At 50.3% G+C, this 21255-nt stretch carries 12 protein-coding genes; 10 read left to right on the forward strand and 2 right to left on the reverse strand.

What is annotated here, in order from left to right; translation table 11 throughout:
- Positions 1-880 precede the first annotated feature (880 nt).
- Both ACQ4MZ_RS22175 and ACQ4MZ_RS22180 read right to left on the reverse strand, forming a co-directional pair.
- A complete protein-coding gene (locus ACQ4MZ_RS22175) occupies positions 881-2623 on the reverse strand; it encodes a serine hydrolase domain-containing protein (protein WP_430848605.1) in 1743 nt (580 codons plus the stop codon).
- A 166-nt stretch (positions 2624-2789) separates the two neighbouring features.
- Positions 2790-3170 carry a nuclear transport factor 2 family protein gene (locus ACQ4MZ_RS22180; RefSeq protein ID WP_430848607.1) on the reverse strand — a complete coding sequence of 127 codons (381 nt, stop codon included), beginning with the start codon at positions 3168-3170 and terminating at the stop codon, positions 2790-2792.
- Positions 3171-3676: 506 nt separating this feature from the next.
- Here ACQ4MZ_RS22180 and ACQ4MZ_RS22185 point away from each other — a divergent pair.
- From ACQ4MZ_RS22185 to ACQ4MZ_RS22230, 10 genes are all read left to right on the forward strand, one after another.
- A complete protein-coding gene (locus tag ACQ4MZ_RS22185) occupies positions 3677-6115 on the forward strand; it encodes a right-handed parallel beta-helix repeat-containing protein (protein ID WP_430848609.1) in 2439 nt (812 codons plus the stop codon).
- Between the two features lie 607 nt (positions 6116-6722).
- A complete protein-coding gene (locus ACQ4MZ_RS22190; RefSeq protein WP_430848611.1) occupies positions 6723-7223 on the forward strand; it encodes a hypothetical protein in 501 nt (166 codons plus the stop codon).
- A gap of 58 nt (positions 7224-7281) precedes the next feature.
- On the forward strand, positions 7282-7860 hold the full coding sequence (locus ACQ4MZ_RS22195; RefSeq protein ID WP_430849202.1) for an RNA polymerase sigma factor: 579 nt from the start codon (positions 7282-7284) through the stop codon (positions 7858-7860).
- 1 nt (position 7861) lies between these two features.
- On the forward strand, positions 7862-9070 hold the full coding sequence (locus ACQ4MZ_RS22200; RefSeq protein ID WP_430848613.1) for a hypothetical protein: 1209 nt from the start codon (positions 7862-7864) through the stop codon (positions 9068-9070).
- A gap of 96 nt (positions 9071-9166) precedes the next feature.
- Positions 9167-9811 (forward strand): RNA polymerase sigma factor, encoded by a 645-nt coding sequence (locus tag ACQ4MZ_RS22205; protein WP_430848615.1) that lies wholly within the window; start codon positions 9167-9169, stop codon positions 9809-9811.
- Between the two features lie 136 nt (positions 9812-9947).
- Positions 9948-11042, forward strand: coding sequence for a FecR family protein (locus tag ACQ4MZ_RS22210; RefSeq protein WP_430848617.1), 1095 nt, complete (start codon positions 9948-9950; stop codon positions 11040-11042).
- A gap of 249 nt (positions 11043-11291) precedes the next feature.
- Positions 11292-14636, forward strand: coding sequence for a TonB-dependent receptor (locus ACQ4MZ_RS22215; protein ID WP_430848619.1), 3345 nt, complete (start codon positions 11292-11294; stop codon positions 14634-14636).
- Positions 14637-14655: 19 nt separating this feature from the next.
- On the forward strand, positions 14656-16269 hold the full coding sequence (locus ACQ4MZ_RS22220; RefSeq protein WP_430848621.1) for a RagB/SusD family nutrient uptake outer membrane protein: 1614 nt from the start codon (positions 14656-14658) through the stop codon (positions 16267-16269).
- A 36-nt stretch (positions 16270-16305) separates the two neighbouring features.
- A complete protein-coding gene (locus ACQ4MZ_RS22225) occupies positions 16306-20229 on the forward strand; it encodes a PVC-type heme-binding CxxCH protein (RefSeq protein ID WP_430848623.1) in 3924 nt (1307 codons plus the stop codon).
- A 1-nt stretch (position 20230) separates the two neighbouring features.
- Positions 20231-21157 carry an alpha/beta hydrolase gene (locus ACQ4MZ_RS22230; RefSeq protein ID WP_430848625.1) on the forward strand — a complete coding sequence of 309 codons (927 nt, stop codon included), beginning with the start codon at positions 20231-20233 and terminating at the stop codon, positions 21155-21157.
- Positions 21158-21255 lie beyond the last annotated feature (98 nt).

Genomic DNA, 21255 nt, shown 5'->3' on the forward strand with positions numbered 1-21255 from the left:
CGCAGGCTATAAATGCCCCTTTTGAATTGTATCTGATAACCGGTAAATAATTTACGCCTGCGCGCTGGCACCCATAATTACTAATCGGCAGCGCACAAGGCACTATCACAATAGGAAGTAGAGAAATTCTCATTAAGGAAGGATGTGGTATGATAGAGGTTGTATTCGGTTACAAATTACTTTTTTATTCGAGAACAAAACAAGTATTTCTAATATTTTCTTTAATTAATTGTATTAAAAGTCTTAGAAATGTCGAATTCCTTCAAATTCAGGCACTTTTTTACTTATGAAGATGTGTATTTTGAACTGATCAAAACGGTTGAAAACTTAACAATTGTAGTAATTCCCGATCCGAATGCAACATGCCAGGCTATTGCAGACCGAGAATTTTAGACGAGTTAATGGTATTTGTTCGATGAAAGGCCAAAATTAATCGACGAATGTTCCCATCTATTTGTGGGCGAAACTAATCGTACAAAAATTGAAAATCCCAACATTCGTCCTTTCACAAGGGGAGTCAGAAAATGAGAGTTTGGAGGTTAAGCTTGTAAACGGACTTCAACAACCGCTTTAATCAACCAACAGTGGTTCGGCATTTGTCCCGTCGCCGATACGGTAGCCCCTCAGCTTACACTGAGGGGCTTTTTTGTATCAAAATTTCAGAAGCATTATAATCCTGCGTTGTTCAGAGATCGTCCTTGATGCAAAAGTGGTTCTATATCACGACCGCGGATGGGTTGCTGCCTTTTTGTTACGGCTATACATAAACTTGATCCACGATTTATCTAGTCCCTATTAAAATCTATCATGCCTATCAGCTACCACAACGCCTGATTATTGCCCCCAACAGAGCACCTGCATAATTTCCGTCGAATAGCTATTATTTCTTAACGAGATCGCAATCCGTGACCAAGCCGTCGGAGGTCAGATGCACGAGTATAAAGGTATCCGGCTGATTGGACTTCAATTGATAGGTTACTATTTCGCTTACCTGGCTTTCATGGCGTTGAATTCCCCGGCCCGCGACGTTCTCTGAATGAATAAAAGTCAATGACTTCAGAGTTTCCGGTTTCCGCATTCCTCCCGCGAAATCGCGTTTGGCTCCCAAAGTGAGGCCTGATGCTTCTTCCAATACTTTCCCGCCTTTTACCATAGCCTGCAAAGCCGCCAGGATTTTGGGTGTGCGTGACGGATCAGGATCGACATTGGTTTTTTTGGCATCGGCAAGCGGACCGATACGCGGCACTGTTCGTTCATACCTTTGACCATCGTCTTTCAGCGTGAAACCAGTCACATTTCCCTTAGCGTCTGTATTGAAGATCACTGAAACATTGCGATCAGTGGATGTAAACTTATTATTAGCGACGGGTACAAATTCTTCATCTGCAAAATCATCTTCTATCGTAAAAAGTCGCTTATTTTCGGCCTCAAAAGTGACCATTCGATTATTAAATAATTCATAGCGACCTTCGAATGCCTTTAAAGCCCTGGAATCCACATCTACCGCAGCAGGTTTAGCCGTCTTTATAGGGAAACCATCCCAATGGTAATATTCAGCGATAAAATCAACAATTCTGCCCATCATGTGCGAGTTATCATTCGCATTGATCATGATTACAATACCTTGTCCTTTATCCACACTTGCGGTCAATAACGCATCAAACCCCTCGTCACGCCCTTTGTGACCGAAGCGGAGCGTGGTACTATCGCCCTGCAAAAAGACGCCAAGCCCATCCCTGTTTTTCTGATCTGTCAGCATTTGGCGGGTCATAGACCGGGATAATACATTTTCTGATTTCCCTGCATAAGCATTCTGAATACCAATCGCGAACCGGGCGAGATCGGACGGCGTAGTCCACAATCCCGCTGCTGCCATTTCAGGATAAATATGCCAGCGACCTTCCACTAAATTCCTGTTGTTGTAGTGACCGGTTGCTGTCAATTTTGCCAGTTCGGGAGGTAAAGGTTGCTGGAAGGTGCTATTTTTCATGCCCAATGGCGAAAGCACATTATTTTTCATGAATTCCGGAAACTTAGTGCCAGTCACATCCACCATCAGCTGTTGCATAACTGTATAACCGCCACCAGAGTACCTCCAGCGGGAGCCCGGAACAAAGTCTACGCGAACAGGTGGTGTGTTGGCTGGCGCTGTCCCATCCAGAATCTGAACTACCGAAGGGACTTTCGCTCCCACAGGGTATCCCGGGAATCCGTGAACCGTAAGACCAGTAGTGTGACTGAGTATGCCTCGCAGCGTAACCTTTTTGTCGTTTGTGAATTCATTGTCAGGAACTTTCCAGCTTTTAAGCTGTATGTTGACATTTTCATCCAGAACAAGTTTATTCTGTTCAACGAGATACAGAGCACCCATAGCCGCAACCGATTTACTAATTGAGCCGGCCTGAAACAAGGTATTCGTCGTGACAGGCACCTTCCCCTCCTTATCAATAAATCCATATGCCTGAGCCTTCAAGATTTTACCGTCCTGAATGATAGCCAGCGACAAACCGGGAATACCCCGCTTCTGCATCTGGCTCCTGATAAAGTCATCCAGATCATCTGCCTGGACGTGAAATACAACCAATAGAAAGAAAAGAACCAGAAAGAGGCGTTGGTTTTTCATAGATGTTTTGACAGGAATGTTTTCTATAATTTTCAACCACTGCGGTGGCCGCCACTGCGGTGGGCCGCCACTGCGTGGGTCGCAAAGCTAAAATGTTTCTATCCTACCGCCTGTTAATGACCTGCAAAAGAAGGTTAATGAAATGTAAATGCCGCTTAAGTAAATGCTATGTTAGTTGCATAAAACTTGCACCGATCACCTTCAATCCATCACGAAAGCGCTTCCAGACTCTGAAATATCTAAATTTTCCCTCCAATGGCGTCCCCATCATTTTTCCCCTCGCCGTCATAGTAGCGATGGAAAGTGCAGTATCGCCAATTATTTCAATGTCATCAATGATTATGGAAGCGTCGTCAATAATCATTGTTTTTGCTTTATGTGAGTCTAAATCCATTTTTTTTGTCAGGATTTCTCCTGTCGGCGCAACCGCAATTAAGTCCTGGTATAACAGTTCATCCAGAATATCCACGTTACTCACAAGTTGAGCCGAAAACAGTTTGTTTTCAGCCTCAATAACATCTTGTCTGGTGATTTCTGCCTTTTCCATATTGCTATATTTTGATTTCTCTATTTGAACTTTCTGCGCCATTCTGAATCGTAACAACATAAATTTAATAGCGTGGGCCATCGCCGGCGAACTATTGATTCCGTTGTTGGTCAAGCAATTTCAAGCCTTTATTTCACGGCATCAGGTGTGGCACCATGCGCGATTTCTGCGATAACCATCCGAAAAGACAGTCAATTCTATGTCGCCAACAAACCGCTAAAATTCATTTGGGACGGCATCGCTGTTCACGAAACGAAAGTATAGCAGCTTGTTGAAAATAATTATCAGTAAAACTTGAGATTTTGTGTGCTTTGCTTGAGAAAATGGGTAGTTTCGAAGAAACAGGATCAATTTGATCGTACGATTCGACTCGTTCATCCTGAATGAGAAACAAAATGTAGGTTTTGTATATGTACCAAAACAACAGACAGTTAGAATTAGAGAATATCACCGCCGACCTGAGCCATACGCGTAGCTCGCCAAAAACACAATAAATATCAACTACTATGCAACACATTTACGCACACTCTCTGAGATTATTAGTCCTCATTCTTATCGTTTTCCCCGGTTATGCCGACAAGTTTGTCAGGACAACCGCCGCTGGCAATGGAGACGGCTCTTCATGGGCCAATGCTTCCGCTGATTTGCAGATGATGATCAATGCAGCCGCGACCGGCGAAGCGGTATACGTTGCTGCCGGTACTTACAAACCCAATAGCTATCCGGCCGGATGTTCTGGTTGCAACACTCCGCAGGACTATACCTTCAACATGCGGGACATTAAATTGTACGGCGGCTTTCCAAATACGGGCAACCCAGGTATGGCCGACCGGGACACAAGCCTCTATAAAACCATCCTGAGCGGTGATCTGGAAGGCAATGATTGGTGGGGCGTCTCACAGTATCCCCCTTATTCATTTTACCTTTTCAATTACGACGATAATGTCCGCCATGTAGTGACTTCGGTGAAGGAAACGAATGCACTTATCGATGGCATTACCATCCAGTCGGGTAATGCGAAAGCAGGCGATAGCAGCTCCCCTTTACTGGAAGGCGAGCTGCTCGACAATAATTATGGTGGCGGCATTTTCATACGTAATTCCAATCTGACTGTCACGAATTGCAGCATTGTCCGGAATCAGGCAGCCGACGGTGCCGGGGCTTTCAATGGGAACGGGTCGCTAACAATCAGCGGATCGGTGTTAAGATACAATATTGCCTCGGGCTTTGGCGGCGGAATTTACGTTTATTCGGCTGTCCGGCTGGAGATCAACGGATCACTTATCGAATCCAACAAAGCATATGGCATACCGGCCATTTACGCGATAAATTCGGAGCTTGTCATTCGTAGAAGTTTCGTTGTCAAAAATGAAGGAGAATATTCTAACCTCATTTTTTGCACAGGTCCGAAGCCTGCGGAGCTCACTAATTGTGTCTTTTACGGCAATCGTATCGGGAGTTACGGGATGTTAACTTTTAATTCGAATCTCAAAGTCAACAACTGTACGATCTTCGGCAACGTACAATTGGCCTATACCACCCTTGCCAGCGCTATTAACGTATTTGGTGAAGGCAAACTGGAAATGCGTAATACCATTATTTACGGCAATACAGCCCCCAATGGTAATTTCACCTCGCTGAGTGGCTACAACAACAAATCGTACAATTCGATAATCCAATATGCGGAGGGATACTACACGGGAACGGGAAATCTGGGATACATTAATCCTTCTTTCGTCAACGAGGCCGATCCCGATGGCCCCGATAATACCTACGGGACTGCGGATGACGGCTTGCGAATCAGTAACAATTCGGTTTGTGTAGATGCGGGTATTTCGGCAGGCGCACCCACGGACGATATCCTGGGCAATCCGGTGTATAACCTCACACGCGATGTGGGCGCATATGAACAAATGGAAGGACTGGACGTGTATGCCGGGTCAGTAGAGTGTAATGCCATGGGTGTCGACAATGTGATAGGAAACGAATGGTACCACTTTACCAATAGCGGTAAAATTATGGCTATCAACCCGAATGGTATGAACCTGGGTAATGTATATGTGGATATCAGCGATGCACCCGATACGATCTCCTATAACTCGGCCACATTGCTCGGAAGGACGTTTAACGTTCGCAGCAGTCGCTATGGTACGGCCAAATTGCCATCATCGTACACCATCCGCTTTTATTTTACCGACGAGGAACTCGCGCAATACAACCTCGCCACCGCCGGGAATTTTACACCTGCCGATTTCCTGCTTTCCTATCGCGAAGGTGGGAGTGGCTGTTCACTGGCAAACTACGGAGGCACGAAAGCGGGAACTGTAAGCAAGTCGGCTACAACCAGTGGCGAATACGGACACGACAACTATGGCTTCTATCTCGAAGCGTCGCTCGATCATTTCACGATTTTCGCCGCTTCCACGGAGGAACATGCCTTGCCTGTGGAGTTGGTTTCGTTCAAAGGGGCCGCATTGGAAACCTATAACCTATTGCAATGGGAAACGGCTTTAGAGCACAACAATGCCTATTTCGAAGTGCAGCGTAGTACCGATGGCAAAACGTTCGCCCCGATCGGGGAGCATGTTCCTGGCGGCGGCGATGCGTACATTATTTCGTCTTACCGCTTCATGGACAATGCTCCTGCACCGGGCGTTAACTATTACCGGTTGAAGCAGGTGGACTGGGACGGTACCTTCGCGCTGTCGCGAATGATAGTCGTGGAGAACAAAAGAAGCCTTGCGACGCTATATCCTAATCCAGCCGGTAATGCTATCCGGGTCCGGTCGGCCGCCCCATTCGGGTATCGGATTCTGAATGCGGCGGGTACAACCTGCCTGCAAGGTGACGGTCAGGACAGCGAACCGATTAGCATAGAGACGCTGCCTGCCGGCATTTACTTTCTGGCTATCGATGGAGCTACACAAAAATTTGTAAAAGAATAGCCGGCCATCGCGTGCATTCTAACGCTTCGCCCTTGTGCGGACGCGGGCATTGCCCACGAAATAACCACAAGGCGATGAAGGAATCAATCAGCAAAAAAGTATTGATGGCAGCGGGGATACTTCTCAGTTCGTGTGTGCTGCTAAGCTTCTTCTTGTGGTTCAAAGCGGCCTTGGTCAACGGGAACAGTTTTGAGACGACCAGGCAGTTATATCTATCGAACTATCCGCCATTCCTAAGAAACGCCCGTGTTCTCACTGCGTTGTACATTGTTGTAAATGCGTTAGCAATCATCTGCTTTCTGCGGGTTCCTTTTTCATTATCCAAACCCACTGCACTGGTCAAATTTTTCATCATTCTCAACCTCGTCATGATGATTTGGCAGATGTTCAGTTTAATGTAAAGCCCAGAACACAGCCGCGAGCCGGCTGGCGGAAGTCAAAAGATGAGTTTTACGTTATTGATAGTTGTTTTAAATGCGGGTTGTTGCCATAGCTCCAACCTTTTCCGTCCTATCTTTTTCTTAATAATAATCTTTTATAGCTCGGGACGGTAGCGTTTCAATCCGTTTTTACGACTTGGGTAAAAACAACTTAATCTGTTAGCGAAATGAAAACAAATCTTTCAAAGTGCCTCGCGTTCCTCTACCTGGCTATTCTGGCCGTTTCGTTTTCCTGCAACCGGGAAAACAACATTTCGCCTAACCCGGATGAGGGGCTGTTGGTGCAAACCAATGGTGCCGAGTATAGTAAACTGATGGCAGGACGGGAAACCTTCGATGGTACGCCGTTCGAAATCACAAAAGTGACCCGGGAAGGCAACACGTTGAAGATCGATGTGACGGGCGGCGGCGGTATCGAAAATTACAAAATCGTTTGGGATGGCTCACTGATGCTCTCCTACCCGATGCAAGCCCGGCTTGTGGTTGCATACAACACACCCGATGGCGCCCAGGATACCGCTTTGCACAATTATACGCTTGAAATGGATTTGCAAAAGTTGTTTGGAACTACGGCCAACGCGTCCGAGGTCATCGTGCACGTAGCTAATGGTTCCAAAAAGCAAGATAAGGTGGTTGATCCCAACGGAAGTACTTCCAATCCAAAGTAACACCGCGTTCTTTTCAATCACATTATCCCTGCTGGCCCCGGCGCGTCCGGGGCTTGCGATGTTATCTCTCATTGTGGAATGGCTATCTGATTGTACAGCAAATGAAATACATTGGATTGAGCGCTGCGCTAAACGGGACCCCAAAGCCCAGCAATGGGTGTTCAGGCATTTTTTCGGTTTGGCAATGGGCATAAGCATCCGATATCTTCCCAGCCACGCTGCCGCCCAGGAGGCCGTCAACGATTCTTTTCTCAAAATATTCGAACAGTTGCCCCGGCAGCTGGCAGGTCTGCATTCCTTTAAAGCATGGATGCGGGCACTCGTCGTACGTACGGCCATCGACTATTTCAGAAAGGAACGCAAAAATTACCTTTCGACGAGCCTGGATGCCTACCATGAAAGCTACATGGTTGCTGAAGAAGTCGGCGATGGGCAGTCAGTGGAAGAAATCCTGCGCTTGCTCGACAAACTCCCGCCGGTTTGGAAAGTCGTCTTCAACCTTTACGAGGTGGAAGGTTACAGCCACGAAGAAATCGGAAAAATGCTGGATATCTCCACTTCGTCTTCGAGGGTGTACCTTGCCAGGGCCAAGGAGTGCCTGCGAAAAATGATCACCATTCAAAACGGTAGCCATTAAGATGTCGGATCAGGAACCCGTAGGCAAGCGAATGCTCGGCCAGCTTCGCGACCATACCGAACCTTATCAGCCAGAGGCCTGGGAACATTTTGAAGCGTTTCGTGCTGAAAAAAAAGGTAAAAGACGGACTATATTCTATTGGCTGACCGCAGCGGCCTTGCTGGTAATCTTTGGTACGGCCTTACTGCTGAACCGCGTTACCGACCGCAGCATTCGGACGAAATATTCCGTTGTACAGCACCGGGCGAATGGCCCGGACATAACTGAGGCCCCAAAACCTCTGTCCAACGATATCAACGCCCCCCGTCCATCAAAACAAGCTGGCGCAGTTAAGTCAAAGAAAGTGCATTCTGAACAAGAAAACCCGGCTGCTGAGTTGGGCAACTTCCGGGCAAAAAGGGGCAACCAACTCCCGGAGTATCCTCCCCCGGCAACTGGGCACGAGACTGTGCGCGGCAATATCACGCCTGACTTACTGTCCTCGCGGCCCTTTACATCGCCACTTACCCATTTTAGCACGCTGCATATTTCCCTCCAACAGCAGCAAATGCACATAACGCCGGAAACGGTCCGGACCATTCGCTGGGGTGTCGCCATTTCGCAGCAATCGAACCGGGCCGCACATACTGAGCCGGAGCTCAACTATGGCTTAGGCGGTGCATTGCTGGTGCCCTTGTCGGGCAAATTGGCATTGTTAACCGGCATTTCGGGAAGTAAGCAGTCATTGAATGTCGAAGAACCGGAACGTCTGACTGTCTCCGAAGGGTCGGCACAATTACAGCGCGCCCGTTATCATTGGATGAACCTGGAAGTTCCTTTACAAATCCAGTATAAGTTAAAAACTCTCAAAAACCTGGGACTCACTGCGGCAGGAGGGATCGCTTTACAAAGCAGCCTCGGGCAACAGACCGATTACCTTTACAAAAACCGGCGTACGATCACCACTTTCGCAGAAACCGCTGGTGGGCCGGTGCTGGTTTCCACTCAAACCATTGAAGAGCTGAGCTCGGTTACCGAAAATGACAAAAAACGCACATGGGCCTTTGGCAGTCCGCTGTACTTCGGGCTGGGAATCAGCTATCAATGGCAGAACACGGCCATCGAAGTGGAACCTTATGTCAAATATCCGCTGGGCGCGAGCACCGCTGAGCGACTACAACTTACCACGGTGGGCATTCATCTGCGGCTAACCGCCCCGTTCAGACGGTGATGGCCATTCGGACAATCTAACATCCTGCCACTCGGGCAGACAGTAGAAAAGCCCTCCCGCGAACTTCGGTTGAAAGGAGCTTCAACGAAATCGCAGATGAAGAAATCAACGCCTATTCCCATAGATGAGCCGCAACTGGCTGATCTGTGGAACCGTTTCCGCGAAAATGACGAGCAGGCGTTCGACGAGCTGGCTAAACGCAGATACCGGCTCCTTTTCAACTACGCGACCAGGTTCACCAAAGATACCGAGCTGATCAAGGATTGTATCCAGGATCTGTTTCTGGAACTCTGGTATCGCAGAGGCCGCCTCGCCGACACTTCGTACGTCACGGTTTACCTGATTTCAGCATTGCGGAACAATCTTCTGAGAAAGCTGAAAGTGAATACGCGCCTTGACGATTCGGTCGATATTGCTGCCAGCAGCGATATTTTCACCGACAACCTCACGGTGGAAACAATGCTAATCAGCTCTGAATCCATGTCGCAGAATGAGCGCGAGATCCGTGCTGCGATCAACCGCCTTCCAAGACGCCAGCAGGAAGTGATCTTTCTGAAATTTTATGAAGGATTATCGAACGAAGAAATCGCCAAAGTAATGGATATCGAAAAGCAGACGGTAGCCAACTTCATCTACCGGGCGATCAATCAGCTTAAAAATGACTTGCCTTCGTTCTCGAAGATAATTCCCCAAATTATCTTTCTATTTCTCTCTTCTCCGACACCGGACTTACATTCTTAACAATCAAGGTTTTGAACACAACAAATCACCTATCACCTGATTTAAATTAAATTATTTCTAAAATTTTTATCATAAAAAGAGTATCCGCTTCCCGGGACGTACTATTTCAATGCAGATAGTTTACCAAAACCGGAAAATGCAGGAATACGCTCAATACGACATCAAGGATTTCCTGGCCGACGAGGCTTTTTGCAGATGGGTGCTTCGCCAGCAGCCGGCCGATAATGCCTTTTGGGAAAACTGGCTGCGCAACAACCCCGAGCGCGCCGGTATTGTTTCAACGGCCAAAAGCTTAATTTCAGAAATTCACTACGCACAGAACTACCTGAGTGACGAGGAATTGGAAATAGAACTGCGGCGACTCTCAGCAACAAGAAAATCGGCCACTCAATCTCCCGGATACACCCAACCGGCCCGGCGCTGGCTCCGACCCGTATTGTTAGGTACAGGTGCATTGGTCTGCATTGCCGCCTTGTTTTTTATTTTCGGCAATCCCCTGGGCACGCACACAAGCGGGCGAACCGCACATGCCCTTGCCGAGACGCGTAAAACCGACAAATGGATAGAAATTGTCAATGACAACGCCCGTACAAAATCAGTTTCCCTGCCCGATGGTAGTTCCATCCGGCTTTCCTCCAAAAGCAAGCTCAGCTATCCGGCGGTATTTGTCAAGGCCGAACGCGAGGTGCTGCTCAATGGCGAGGCATTTTTTGAAGTAACTAAAAATCCGCAGAGCCCTTTTAAAGTCTACACGAATGATATCGTCACGACTGTTTTGGGTACCAGCTTTACGATCAAGGCATTCGATGGGGATAAAGATGTACGGGTGATGGTAAAAACAGGAAAGGTGACCGTAGCCACGGCACACAACGAAGCCCGGGAGCCTGAAAAAAACCAACTCGTCCTTTTGCCCAATCAGCAGGTAGTCTACCATCGTGACGAGCAAAAATTGAAACGGTCGCTCATCGGCAATCCGCTGCCGGTCGGGCAACCGAATGCCGCCAACCTGGTTTTCGAAAATGCACCGGTTGCCAGGGTTTTCGAATCGCTGCAAAAGCAATATGAAGTCCAGATTATTTACGATGCCGACCTGCTGGCTGGCTGCCAGTTGACCGCCGAACTCGGCCAGGAACCGCTGTTCGAGAAGCTGGCGATGATATGTAAGGCTATTCAGGCACGCTACGAAATCATCGACGGGCAGATCATCATCCATGGAAGTTCTTGCAAATAAATACCAACTATTTCCGAACCCCTTAACCCCACATTCATGATCCCACTCACTCATCCGCCCTGATCATCAACAAACAAGCCGACGATGCTGTAACATCCCCGGCTTGTCCTGATTCCCCCTCTGATTGCTGCCAGTAATCCGGTTCGTCAAAACCGGAGCAGGGAACTTTTGTATCTCATTTTTTCAAAAAAGCATACATACAAATCTATGAAAATTAATACGAAACCGATCAGGATTTTATTCCAAATCATGCGCATATCAATATATCAGCTGATCCTGTCTATCCTGTGCACCTCACTGGTCGTAGCCAATGATAGCCGCGCCCAGGAATTATTGAACCGTCGGATTTCACTGGACCTGGACGATCAAAAAGTAAGTGCCGCGCTACGGCAGATCAGCCGACAGGCCGCCGTACGTTTCATGTACAGCCCGCAGGTGATCCCCGCCGAGCGCAAGGTCACATTGCATGTTCAGAATGAGACGCTCAGTACGGTTCTTGAAACCCTTTTCAAACCATTGGGTATCGGCTATGAGGTCTCGGGTAATCAGCTTGTTCTTAGCGTTATCGCCGATCCAAAACCTGCCGTTCAGCAGCCTGAAGAGCAGCAACGCCCGATCGACCGAAGCATCCGGGGCTCTGTCAAAGATGAAAAAGGCGCTGCCCTACCCGGTGTAAGCATTGTGGTAAAAGGTACCCAGCGTGGCTCCCTGACCGATTCCTACGGGAATTTCGAAGTCAGCGTTCCTGACGGTGAGCATACGATCATCTTCTCTTACGTGGGTTACCTTAGCCAGGAAATGCCCGTCGGCAACCACAGCACAATGAATATAGTGCTAAAGGACGACCTGAAAGCTCTGCAGGAAGTAGTGGTGGTAGGCTACGGAACGCAAAAAAAGGTGAACCTCACCGGCTCGGTCGCTTCCGTGGAAGGCAAAGAATTGCTTAAAACGCCTGCCACCAATATCACCAATTCGCTCGTCGGTCGGCTACCGGGGCTCATTGCCGTGAATGGCAATGGAAAGCCGGGTGCAGGCTCTTCTATTTCCATCCGCGGGGCGAGCACGTTTGGCGACAACAGCGCATTGATCGTCGTCGACGGCATTATCCGCACTTTTGACCAGATCGACCCGAACGAAGTCGAAAGCATTTCCATCCTGAAAGACGCTTCCGCGACGGCGGTTTATGGTTCAAGGGCGGCCAACGGCGTAATCCTGGTCACCACCCGGCGCGGCGCAACGGGCAAGCCTACCTTCCACTACAATGGCTTCGCAGGCATCCAGCAGCCGACTCAATATCCGCGGGTAATGAACGCCTATGAGTATGCGGTTACCAAAAACAAGGCAGTGCGCAATCTCGGCAAACCTATTCAATACTCCGAGCAGGAGCTGGAAGACATCCGCACAGGCGTACTGCCCGAATATGACTGGTACGGCAATACGCTGAAAAAACAATCCTTCCAGACTCAGCAGAACCTCAGCGTAAGCGGCGGGTCCGACGCGATCCGCTACTTCCTCTCACTGGGCTACCTCGATCAGGACGGGATGTACGACCGCATTAACTTCCAGCGGTACTCCATCCGCACCAACGTGGACGCGAAAATCAACAAAAACCTCACCATATCGGCCGACATCGACGCCAGCAATCGTAATACCAATCAAAGCGGCTATTCACCCGAATCAATTTTCGACGACATTGTGGCTGCCTATCCGCTCGACAAAGCCTACAATCCCGACGGGACCATTTTCTACACCCGTGAACAACACCCGGTGGAAGAGATCAAAACCGGCTACAACCGCATGCGGAACAACATTTTGCAGGCGACACTGACCGTTAAGCATGATCTGCCTTTCGTAAAAGGACTTTCCGCGACGGGCCGTGCGTCGTTCGGGCGCGAGTATTCCAATAACAAGCATTATAATGTCCCGATTTTCATGAACCGCCAGGATTCGGACGGTAACACGCTGGAAATCTATCCTTATGGCGGCTGGAATGGCAAAACTGCATTGACGCAATCTTTCAGCGAGTATAATACGACCACGCTCAATGCCTCGCTCAACTATTCGCGCAGTTTCGGGCCGCACGAGGTGGGCGGCTTGCTTCTCTTCGAGCAGCTCGATGCCAAAGGCAATAACTTTTACGGCTTCCGTACCAATTTTCCGGCGCAGGGACTCGACGAATTCCTGTATGGCGGCGAGAGTCAGAAAGATGCGAACGGCGGATCGTTTACCGACGGACGGCGCGGGGCGATCGCACGGGTCAATTACAGCTTCCAGCAGCGTTACCTGTTCGAAGCCTCGTTCAGAAGGGATGGTTCTGTGGCGTTTCCCGCGTCCAAGCGGTTCGGTTTCTTTCCGGCCGTCTCCGCCGGCTGGCGCATTATCGAAGAGCCATTCCTGAAAAACGCGTCAGGACTTGCATTTGTGGACAATTTGAAGCTTCGCGCTTCGTACGGTGTAGTCGGCAACGATCGCAATGTGTACACGGGTTATTTGCTCCGTAACCCCACCTTCCAATATTCACAGGTTTACAATCCGTCGGGTACCATCGTTTCCGGCACGGAAGGGCTTTCCAGCATTGCACCGGGCATTCTGCCGAATCCGAATGTTACCTGGGAAACTGCAGCCGTTACCGATCTCGGCCTGGAAGGTTCCTTGTGGAAAGGGAAATTGCAATTCGAAATCGATGTTTTTTACAAAAGAACTTCCAACATCCTGCGTACGCGCATCCGCTCGATACCGGGCACGCTGGGTGCACAACTGCCGGCTGAGAACTACGCCAAAGTGGATAACAAAGGCATCGAGTTCATGCTGAGCCACCAGAACAGCTTTCAGGCATTGAAATATTTCGTCAAACTGAACGGAAGCTTCTCGCAGAACAAGGTGATTACGCTCGATGAACCGGCCAATACGCCCGATTACCTGCTGCAAACCGGCCGCCCGCTGGGGTTCATTACCGGTTATAAGGCGTTGGGATTTTTCCAGACCGACGAGGAAGTGGCCGCATATCTGCCGCAATTTAACGGCGGACAAAAAGCCGGCGACGTCAAATACGCGGACATCAACGGCGACCAGAAAGTCGACGCGAACGATCTGACCATCATTTCAATGGACAACAATATCCCGAAAGTGATCGGCGGATTGTCATTCGGCGGCTCGCTGAAAGGTTTCGACCTGAATGTGCTTTTCCAAGCGGCGGGACGTGTGAGGCAGGTACTTTACGGCGCTGCCCGGGACTTCTTCCAGGGCGGGTCGCGCAACACCTATGTGGACTTGCTGGATCACTGGTCGCCAGAGAACCCCGACGCATTGTACCCGAGGCCCTGGGAAGGACCCAATCCCAACAATTCCCTGACTTCCAGCCTGTACCTGCGCAATTCAAGCTATATCCGGCTGAGGTCGATCGATTTGGGGTACACGCTGCCCTCTGACCTGGTCAAACGGATCGGCCTGGGTAATGTGCGGGTTTATTTCTCGGGAGCCAACCTGTTCGTATGGTCGAAAATGAAGATGTTCGACCCCGAGATCGAGAACACCACCGGTACCTATTATCCACAGCAGCGCACGCTGAACCTGGGCCTGAACCTTACTTTTTAATCAGTTAATGTTTACAGTCATGACCAAAACATTTGCCAAAACACTGCTGGTTGTTACAATCCTTATGACCACTGGCTGCAATAAAGATTTCCTGGAACGCCAGGCAACCAACTCCATCCCCGAGGAGAATATCTTCCGGGATCCGGCGCTGATCCAGCTGTTTGTCAACAATATGTACCTCGACGTGCCGGCGTTCGAGCGCAACCTGTATGACAACATCACCGACGAATCGCGCTGCTACTGGGGCGGCGGCCCGCGCAATGTGGTGCAGGGCCAATGGTTCCCGGACAATAACCCGATGGAATACTGGGCCTACGGGCCGGTACGGAAGACAAATATGTTTTTGGACAAAATCGACGCAGCGAATATCGACGAGGAACAGAAAACGAGCTTCAAAGGACAGGTAAAATTCCTTCGGGCAATGCTCTATTTCAATATGATCAAGCGCTACGGCGGCGTGCCCGTCATTACCGAGCCGCAGGGGCTCGACGACGACCTTTTCGTAGCAAGGCAGACTACCGACGAGAGCTTCGATTTCGTGGTGAAAGAATTGGAAGAAGCCATTACACTATTGCCCGAAACGCACGGAAGCCGGGCCATCGACGTGGGCAAGGCTAACAAGCATTCGGCGAAGGCATTTCTGGGCCGCGTGCTCACCTATTGGGCCAGTACATTATACAATCCGGCGGGTGACGTGGCACGGTGGCAGAAGGCCGCGAAGATCAATAAGGAAGTAATGGAGGCCGGCAACTACAAGCTGCACGGTAATTTCCGGAACATTATGCTCGACAAGAACAATGAGGAAGAGATTTTCAGTGTACAATTTCAGAAGCCATTCCGCGAGCACGGCTGGGACTCCTGGGGACAGCCCGACTCACAGTCCAAGCAGGACGCCGTGAACCGCAGCCCGGTGCAGGAATTTGTAGACGCATTTGAGATGAAAAACGGAAAAGCAATCAACGAGCCGGGCTCCGGCTACGACCCGGCGAACCCTTATAAAAACCGTGATCCCCGATTCGACGCGACCGTGCTTTACAATGGTGCTACGTTTTTCGGGGCGACCATTTACATGTACGAGGGCGCGCCGATCGACGGCATTAACCTGCCCTACGCGACCATTACGGGTTACCTGATCCGGAAAGGCATGAATGAAGCCAACAAAGACTATTATGGCGGCGCAGGCAGCGACCAGAACTGGATCGAACTGCGCTATGCAGAGGTGCTTTTAAACTATGCGGAAGCTCAAAATGAAGTGCTGAATGCACCCGACGCCTCTGTGTATGCAGCGGTACAAGCCGTACGCCAGCGGGCGGGCCTGGTCCCATACCAGTTACCGGCCGGCCTTTCCAAAGTACAAATGCGCGAGAAGATCCGCCACGAAAGGTATATAGAGCTAAGCTTCGAAGGCAAACGCTACTGGGACCTCAGGCGATGGAAAATCGCGGGGCAGGTGCTGAACGGCAAGCAATTCCATGCGATGTACATAACCAAAAATGCCAACGGCACTTATACCTATAATCCCAAACCGGTGGACGGCATCCCCTATGTTTTTCAGGATAAAATGTATTTCATGCCCATTCCACAGCGCGAGATCGAGAAAAACCCCAAACTGACACAAAACAGCGGCTGGTAACGACTGGCGGCCATTTACGGCATTATCCGATATCCTATGAAATCTATACTTCGTCATTTCTTTCCAGCCATCCTTATTTTGTCGGTCGCTGTTGTGAAACCGTCCGCCGGACAGGCTCCTAATCCCGGTTTCGCACCCAAAACCGGCGACCGTATCGTTTTACTTGGCAACACCTTCGCCGACCGGATGCGGCATTATGGCTATTTCGAAGCATTACTTCAAAAGAACTTCCCGGGCAGGCAACTGACCCTGCGCAATATGGGATGGAGCGCAGACGAAGTAGGTTTGCAGCCGCGGCCATTAAATTTTCCGGGCTTCGGAGAAAAGACAAAGCGCCTTACCGAAGGCCAGAAGGAAGTTAAATTCCAGGGCTTTACGCATGAGGGTGAACGGATCGTAATGCCGGTCGCGCTGAATTTCGAAGGTTTGAACCAGGACCTGCACGATCAGAAGGCGGACATTGTATTCTTATGTTTTGGTATGAATGAGGCTTTCAAAGGTCCTGCGGGCTTGCCGCAATTTGAAAAAGACCTCGGCGCATTCATTCAAAACCTGCAAAACAACCAGTACAATGGCCGCTCCGCTCCTTCTCTCGTGCTTGTATCGCCGATCGCGCACGAAACCATGGGCGAACATTTCCCCAATCCTGCCGAACACAACCAAAATCTGGCATTGTATACCAAAGCGATGCAAAAAGTCGCGTCGGCGAAAGGGCTTTACTTTATCGACCTCTACACGCCTTCACTCGCCCAAATGCAGCAAAAAGGCCAGCCCAAGCTAACGATCAACGGCATTCACCTCACGGATGCAGGTTACAAGCGGGCGGCCGAGTGGATGACCCGGTCGCTGGGTTTCGGAAAGATGCCGGACTTGAACACCGAGCATAGCAGGAAATTGCTGGCCGTCATCAAAATGAAGGATGACCACTTCTTTTACCGCTGGCGTGCCGTGAACGGCGAGTACATTTACGGCCGCAGAAGGGAACCATTCGGGGTGATCGCATTTCCACCTGAATTGCGCAAACTGAACCAGATGGCCGCCTCGCTGGATTCTGTGATTTGGGAAATGGGAAAAAGTAATGATGCTGCCGCCTTCGCAAAAGCCATTGAAATTGTCGACCGTCGCGGAAAACCTGTGGACCCGATGCTGATACCCGCGGTACCAATGACCGGCCGGCAGGGGGAAGCTGCCAAAGCGGCAGCGCACGCTCATCACGAAAAAATGTGGCCTGCCACGACCGACAAATTCAAGCTGCCGGAGGGCTATCAGATCAACCTGTTCGCTTCCGAAAAGGATTTCCCGATTGAAAAACCCGTAGCGATGAACTTCGACGCACGCGGAAGGCTCTGGGTTGCTACGATGCCTACCTACCCGCAGTACTTCCCGGGCATTCCGGTGCACGACAAAATCGTGATCCTCGAAGACACCGACGCCGACGGGAAGGCCGACAAGCATACCGTGTTTGCGGACGATCTATACCTTCCGCTGGGTTTTGAATTTGGCGATGGAGGTGTATATGTGTCGCAGGAGCCGGATATCCTCTTTCTGAAAGATACTGACGGGGATGGCAAGGCCGATTTGCGCGAAGTCGTCCTGACGGGCTTCGGCTCGGAGGACAGCCACCATGCCACGCACGCATTTACCTTCGGGCAGGATGGTGCATTGTATTTCAATGAAGGTACGTTCCTGAACTCGCAGGTCGAGACGCCATATGGGCCCATACGTTCCTACGCGGGCGCGACCTACCGCTATGAGCCGCGCACCGCCAAACTGTCGCATTACATTTCCTATCCCTATTACAATCCCTGGGGCAGCATTTTCGATAAATGGGGCACACACCTGATCGGCGATGCATCCGACGGCTCCAACTATTTTGCCCCGCCCATGACCGGCAATGTCACCTATCCCGACAAGCATCCGCGCATTGAGATGTTCACTGAGACGCGCGTCAGACCGACCGCCGGTATTGAAATCGTATCCAGCAGGCAATTTCCCGACGATGTACAGGGTAACTTTTTGGTTAACAACAATATTGGCTTCCAGGGCACGAAACAGCACCGGATCATCCCGCGCGGCTCGGGCATTGGCAGCAAGGAAGTGGAAGCGATCCTGCAATCGGAAGACCCCAATTTCCGCCCCATAGATATTGAATTCGGACCCGATGGCGCCTTGTACATTGTCGATTGGTACAACCCGCTAATTTCCCACGGTGAAAACCCACCGCGCGACCCCGCCCGCGACAAATCGCACGGCCGGGTATGGCGCATCACGTACAAAGGCAAGCCCGCGCTGAAAGTGATCGACCTGTCGAAGCAGAGCGTGCTGCAACTATTGGAAAACCTCAAAGCATATGAAGACCGGTTCAGGTACCGCTCACGTGCTCAAATCCGCGAAAAACAAGCCCCGGAAGTCCTGCCCGAATTGAAAAAATGGATCGCTGCATTGGATAAAAAAGATCCGCAATACGAGCATAACCTGCTCGAAGGGCTCTGGCTTTTCCAGGATTTCGATGTGGTACAGCCCGACATTTTGAAAACCTTGCTCCAAGCAAAAGAGTCCCAGGCACGCGCCGCTGCCACGAAAGTACTTCTCTATTGGCGCGATCGCATTCCCGGCGCGCTTGAATTGATGCGCGCACGGTTGAACGACCAGTCGCCCCGCGTCCGGATCGAGGCGATGGTCGCGCTGAGTTATTTCAATTCCGAACAGGCAGTAGCCGCCGCCACGGACATTTTCCAGTATCCGAGTGACTATTATATGGATTATGCCATGCACGAGACTTTCCGCTTCCTCAAACCGATCTGGCTGGCTGGCATGAAGCAGGGAAAGCGTTTTGGAAAAAACCCGAAACAGGCACAGCGATACCTGCTCAAACTTGCCAATACGCAGGAGCTCGCCGCATTACCGCAAACGTCCGAAGTGCTTACCGCAATGCTGACCAGACCCGATATCGATGCCGCTAAAAAGATCGAAGCCGTAGACCATCTTGCAAGAAATCAGCAAACCGGGAAGGTCAAAGTGCTGCTTAATGCCATTTACGAAGAAGAAAAGACCAGAAAATCAAATCAGCCCGGCACAGCCCAACAGGAGTTGACGAAACTCCTGCTTTCCAGCAAGCCAGCCGAATTGAAGGCTAGTGAGCAAGAACTGACCCGTCTGATTAACGCTGACACCAGCCAGGTAATGCAAGCCACCGGTTTTGCGGGGTGGATCAGCGCCAGGCTGCCGGAACAATCACTACAAACGGCTATTCAGGGAAAAACAGCCGCGTATCTAACCGGCATTTCCATGCTGCCGGATGCCGACCTGAGGGCTTCTTATTTTCAGAAAGTAAAAGAACTCGCACCCCGCGCCCCGGTAGTGGCTTATCCATTGCTCATGAAAATGACGCTCGAAAGCGAAACCAAAACGCAGCCGACGAAAGAACTGGTAGCATCGCTGAAAAACACACCCGAGCCGGTTCAGAATTCGGCGGCATTTGGGGCGGCAGTCAGGGCGATGAAGGGAATGGTGAGTGCGGTGCCGGAAAAAGAACGGAAAGAAGTGCTATCCATGCTTGAAAGCATGGGAACTATCGAACTCAGATTGATAGCAGTGGAGGCCAAAATGGCATTTGATAAAAAAGCACTCACCGTACCTGCGGGCAGAGCAGTGACGCTGGTTTTCGAGAACCCAGACCTGATGCCGCATAATGTGGTTATTGTCAAACCCGGAACCGCCGAAAAAGTCGGCGAAGCAGCCGATGCGATGGCGAGCCTGAAAGATGGCTTCGAGAAACATTTCGTACCGTCCACACCGGATGTCCTATTTGCGACCCCGCTGGTCAATTCCGGAAAAACTTTCCGGTTGGAATTCAGAGCACCCACGCAGCCGGGTGAATATCCGTTTATCTGTTCATTCCCGGGACATTGGCGCGTCATGCAAGGCACATTAACTGTTACAGACACCAAAATCCCCTGAAATGCACAGATTAACACCGTATTTTCTCCTCGCCGGAATGTTATTCTCAGGCGCATGCAGCGTCGCGCAACGCTACATGCGCCTGTATCCCGAAGCAATTCCCAATTCCATTGAAGCGCCCGATCAGGAAACTTTGTCCGCCAATGCGACCGTGGATTCGCTCACGTCGCACGTGTCAATCCCAGGTCTGACTGTCTTTTTACCCAAACAAACCCGCCCTAACGGAACGGCAGTCATTATATGCCCGGGTGGCGGCTACGGCACATTGCTCACAAAACGCGAGGGAAGCGATGTCGCGCGGGCATTCAACCAGATGGGCATTACGGCGTTCGTCCTCAAATACCGGTTACCCGATGCGCAGATCATGAAAAAACCTGCTTTCGGCCCCATCCAGGACGCACAGCAAGCGATTAAAACAGTCAGGGAGCGTGCAAAGGAATTCGGTATTAATCCAGACCGGATCGGCATTATGGGTTTTTCGGCAGGAGGCCATCTCGCCTCTACGGCAGGAACGCATTTCCAAACACGTTATATCGACAAGGAGGGCAAAACCAGCCTCCGGCCTGATTTCATGATCCTGATCAACCCGGTCATCAGCTTCAACGACAGCACCGGGCATATCGGCTCCCGCGATAACCTGCTCGGTAAAAATGCCAGCCCGGAAATGATCCGTTTATTTTCAAACGAACTGCAAGTCAGTACCGTCACGCCGCCCGCATTTCTCGTGCATTCGGGCGCCGACGTCGTCGTTCCGGTTTCCAACAGCATTTCCTTTTACAACGCCTTGCAGAAAAACGGCGTTAAAGGCGCCCTGCACATCTATTCCAGGGGAGAGCATGGCTTTCTTACGTATCCGCCGTTTCGGGTGTGGTTCGACGACGTGGTGGAATGGATGCGCGCAGAGTATCTAATAAGTGCGGCGAATTAAATCAGTATTAGCCGTACTTATCAGATACTATAAAGAAAGAAAGCCGCTGGCAATGCCGGCGGCCTTAATAAATTGTCCTCAACGTTATTTATAGACAA

The organism is Dyadobacter sp. BHUBP1 (assembly GCF_050587785.1).
GTDB lineage: Bacteria > Bacteroidota > Bacteroidia > Cytophagales > Spirosomataceae > Dyadobacter.

Coding starts and splice junctions, on each gene's coding strand:
- ACQ4MZ_RS22175 (WP_430848605.1), bottom strand. CDS start 2,623: ATGAAAAACCAACGCCTCTTTCTGGTTCTTTTCTTTCTATTGGTTGTA.
- ACQ4MZ_RS22180 (WP_430848607.1), bottom strand. CDS start 3,170: ATGGAAAAGGCAGAAATCACCAGACAAGATGTTATTGAGGCTGAAAAC.
- ACQ4MZ_RS22185 (WP_430848609.1), top strand. CDS start 3,677: ATGCAACACATTTACGCACACTCTCTGAGATTATTAGTCCTCATTCTT.
- ACQ4MZ_RS22190 (WP_430848611.1), top strand. CDS start 6,723: ATGAAAACAAATCTTTCAAAGTGCCTCGCGTTCCTCTACCTGGCTATT.
- ACQ4MZ_RS22195 (WP_430849202.1), top strand. CDS start 7,282: ATGTTATCTCTCATTGTGGAATGGCTATCTGATTGTACAGCAAATGAA.
- ACQ4MZ_RS22200 (WP_430848613.1), top strand. CDS start 7,862: ATGTCGGATCAGGAACCCGTAGGCAAGCGAATGCTCGGCCAGCTTCGC.
- ACQ4MZ_RS22205 (WP_430848615.1), top strand. CDS start 9,167: ATGAAGAAATCAACGCCTATTCCCATAGATGAGCCGCAACTGGCTGAT.
- ACQ4MZ_RS22210 (WP_430848617.1), top strand. CDS start 9,948: ATGCAGGAATACGCTCAATACGACATCAAGGATTTCCTGGCCGACGAG.
- ACQ4MZ_RS22215 (WP_430848619.1), top strand. CDS start 11,292: ATGCGCATATCAATATATCAGCTGATCCTGTCTATCCTGTGCACCTCA.
- ACQ4MZ_RS22220 (WP_430848621.1), top strand. CDS start 14,656: ATGACCAAAACATTTGCCAAAACACTGCTGGTTGTTACAATCCTTATG.
- ACQ4MZ_RS22225 (WP_430848623.1), top strand. CDS start 16,306: ATGAAATCTATACTTCGTCATTTCTTTCCAGCCATCCTTATTTTGTCG.
- ACQ4MZ_RS22230 (WP_430848625.1), top strand. CDS start 20,231: ATGCACAGATTAACACCGTATTTTCTCCTCGCCGGAATGTTATTCTCA.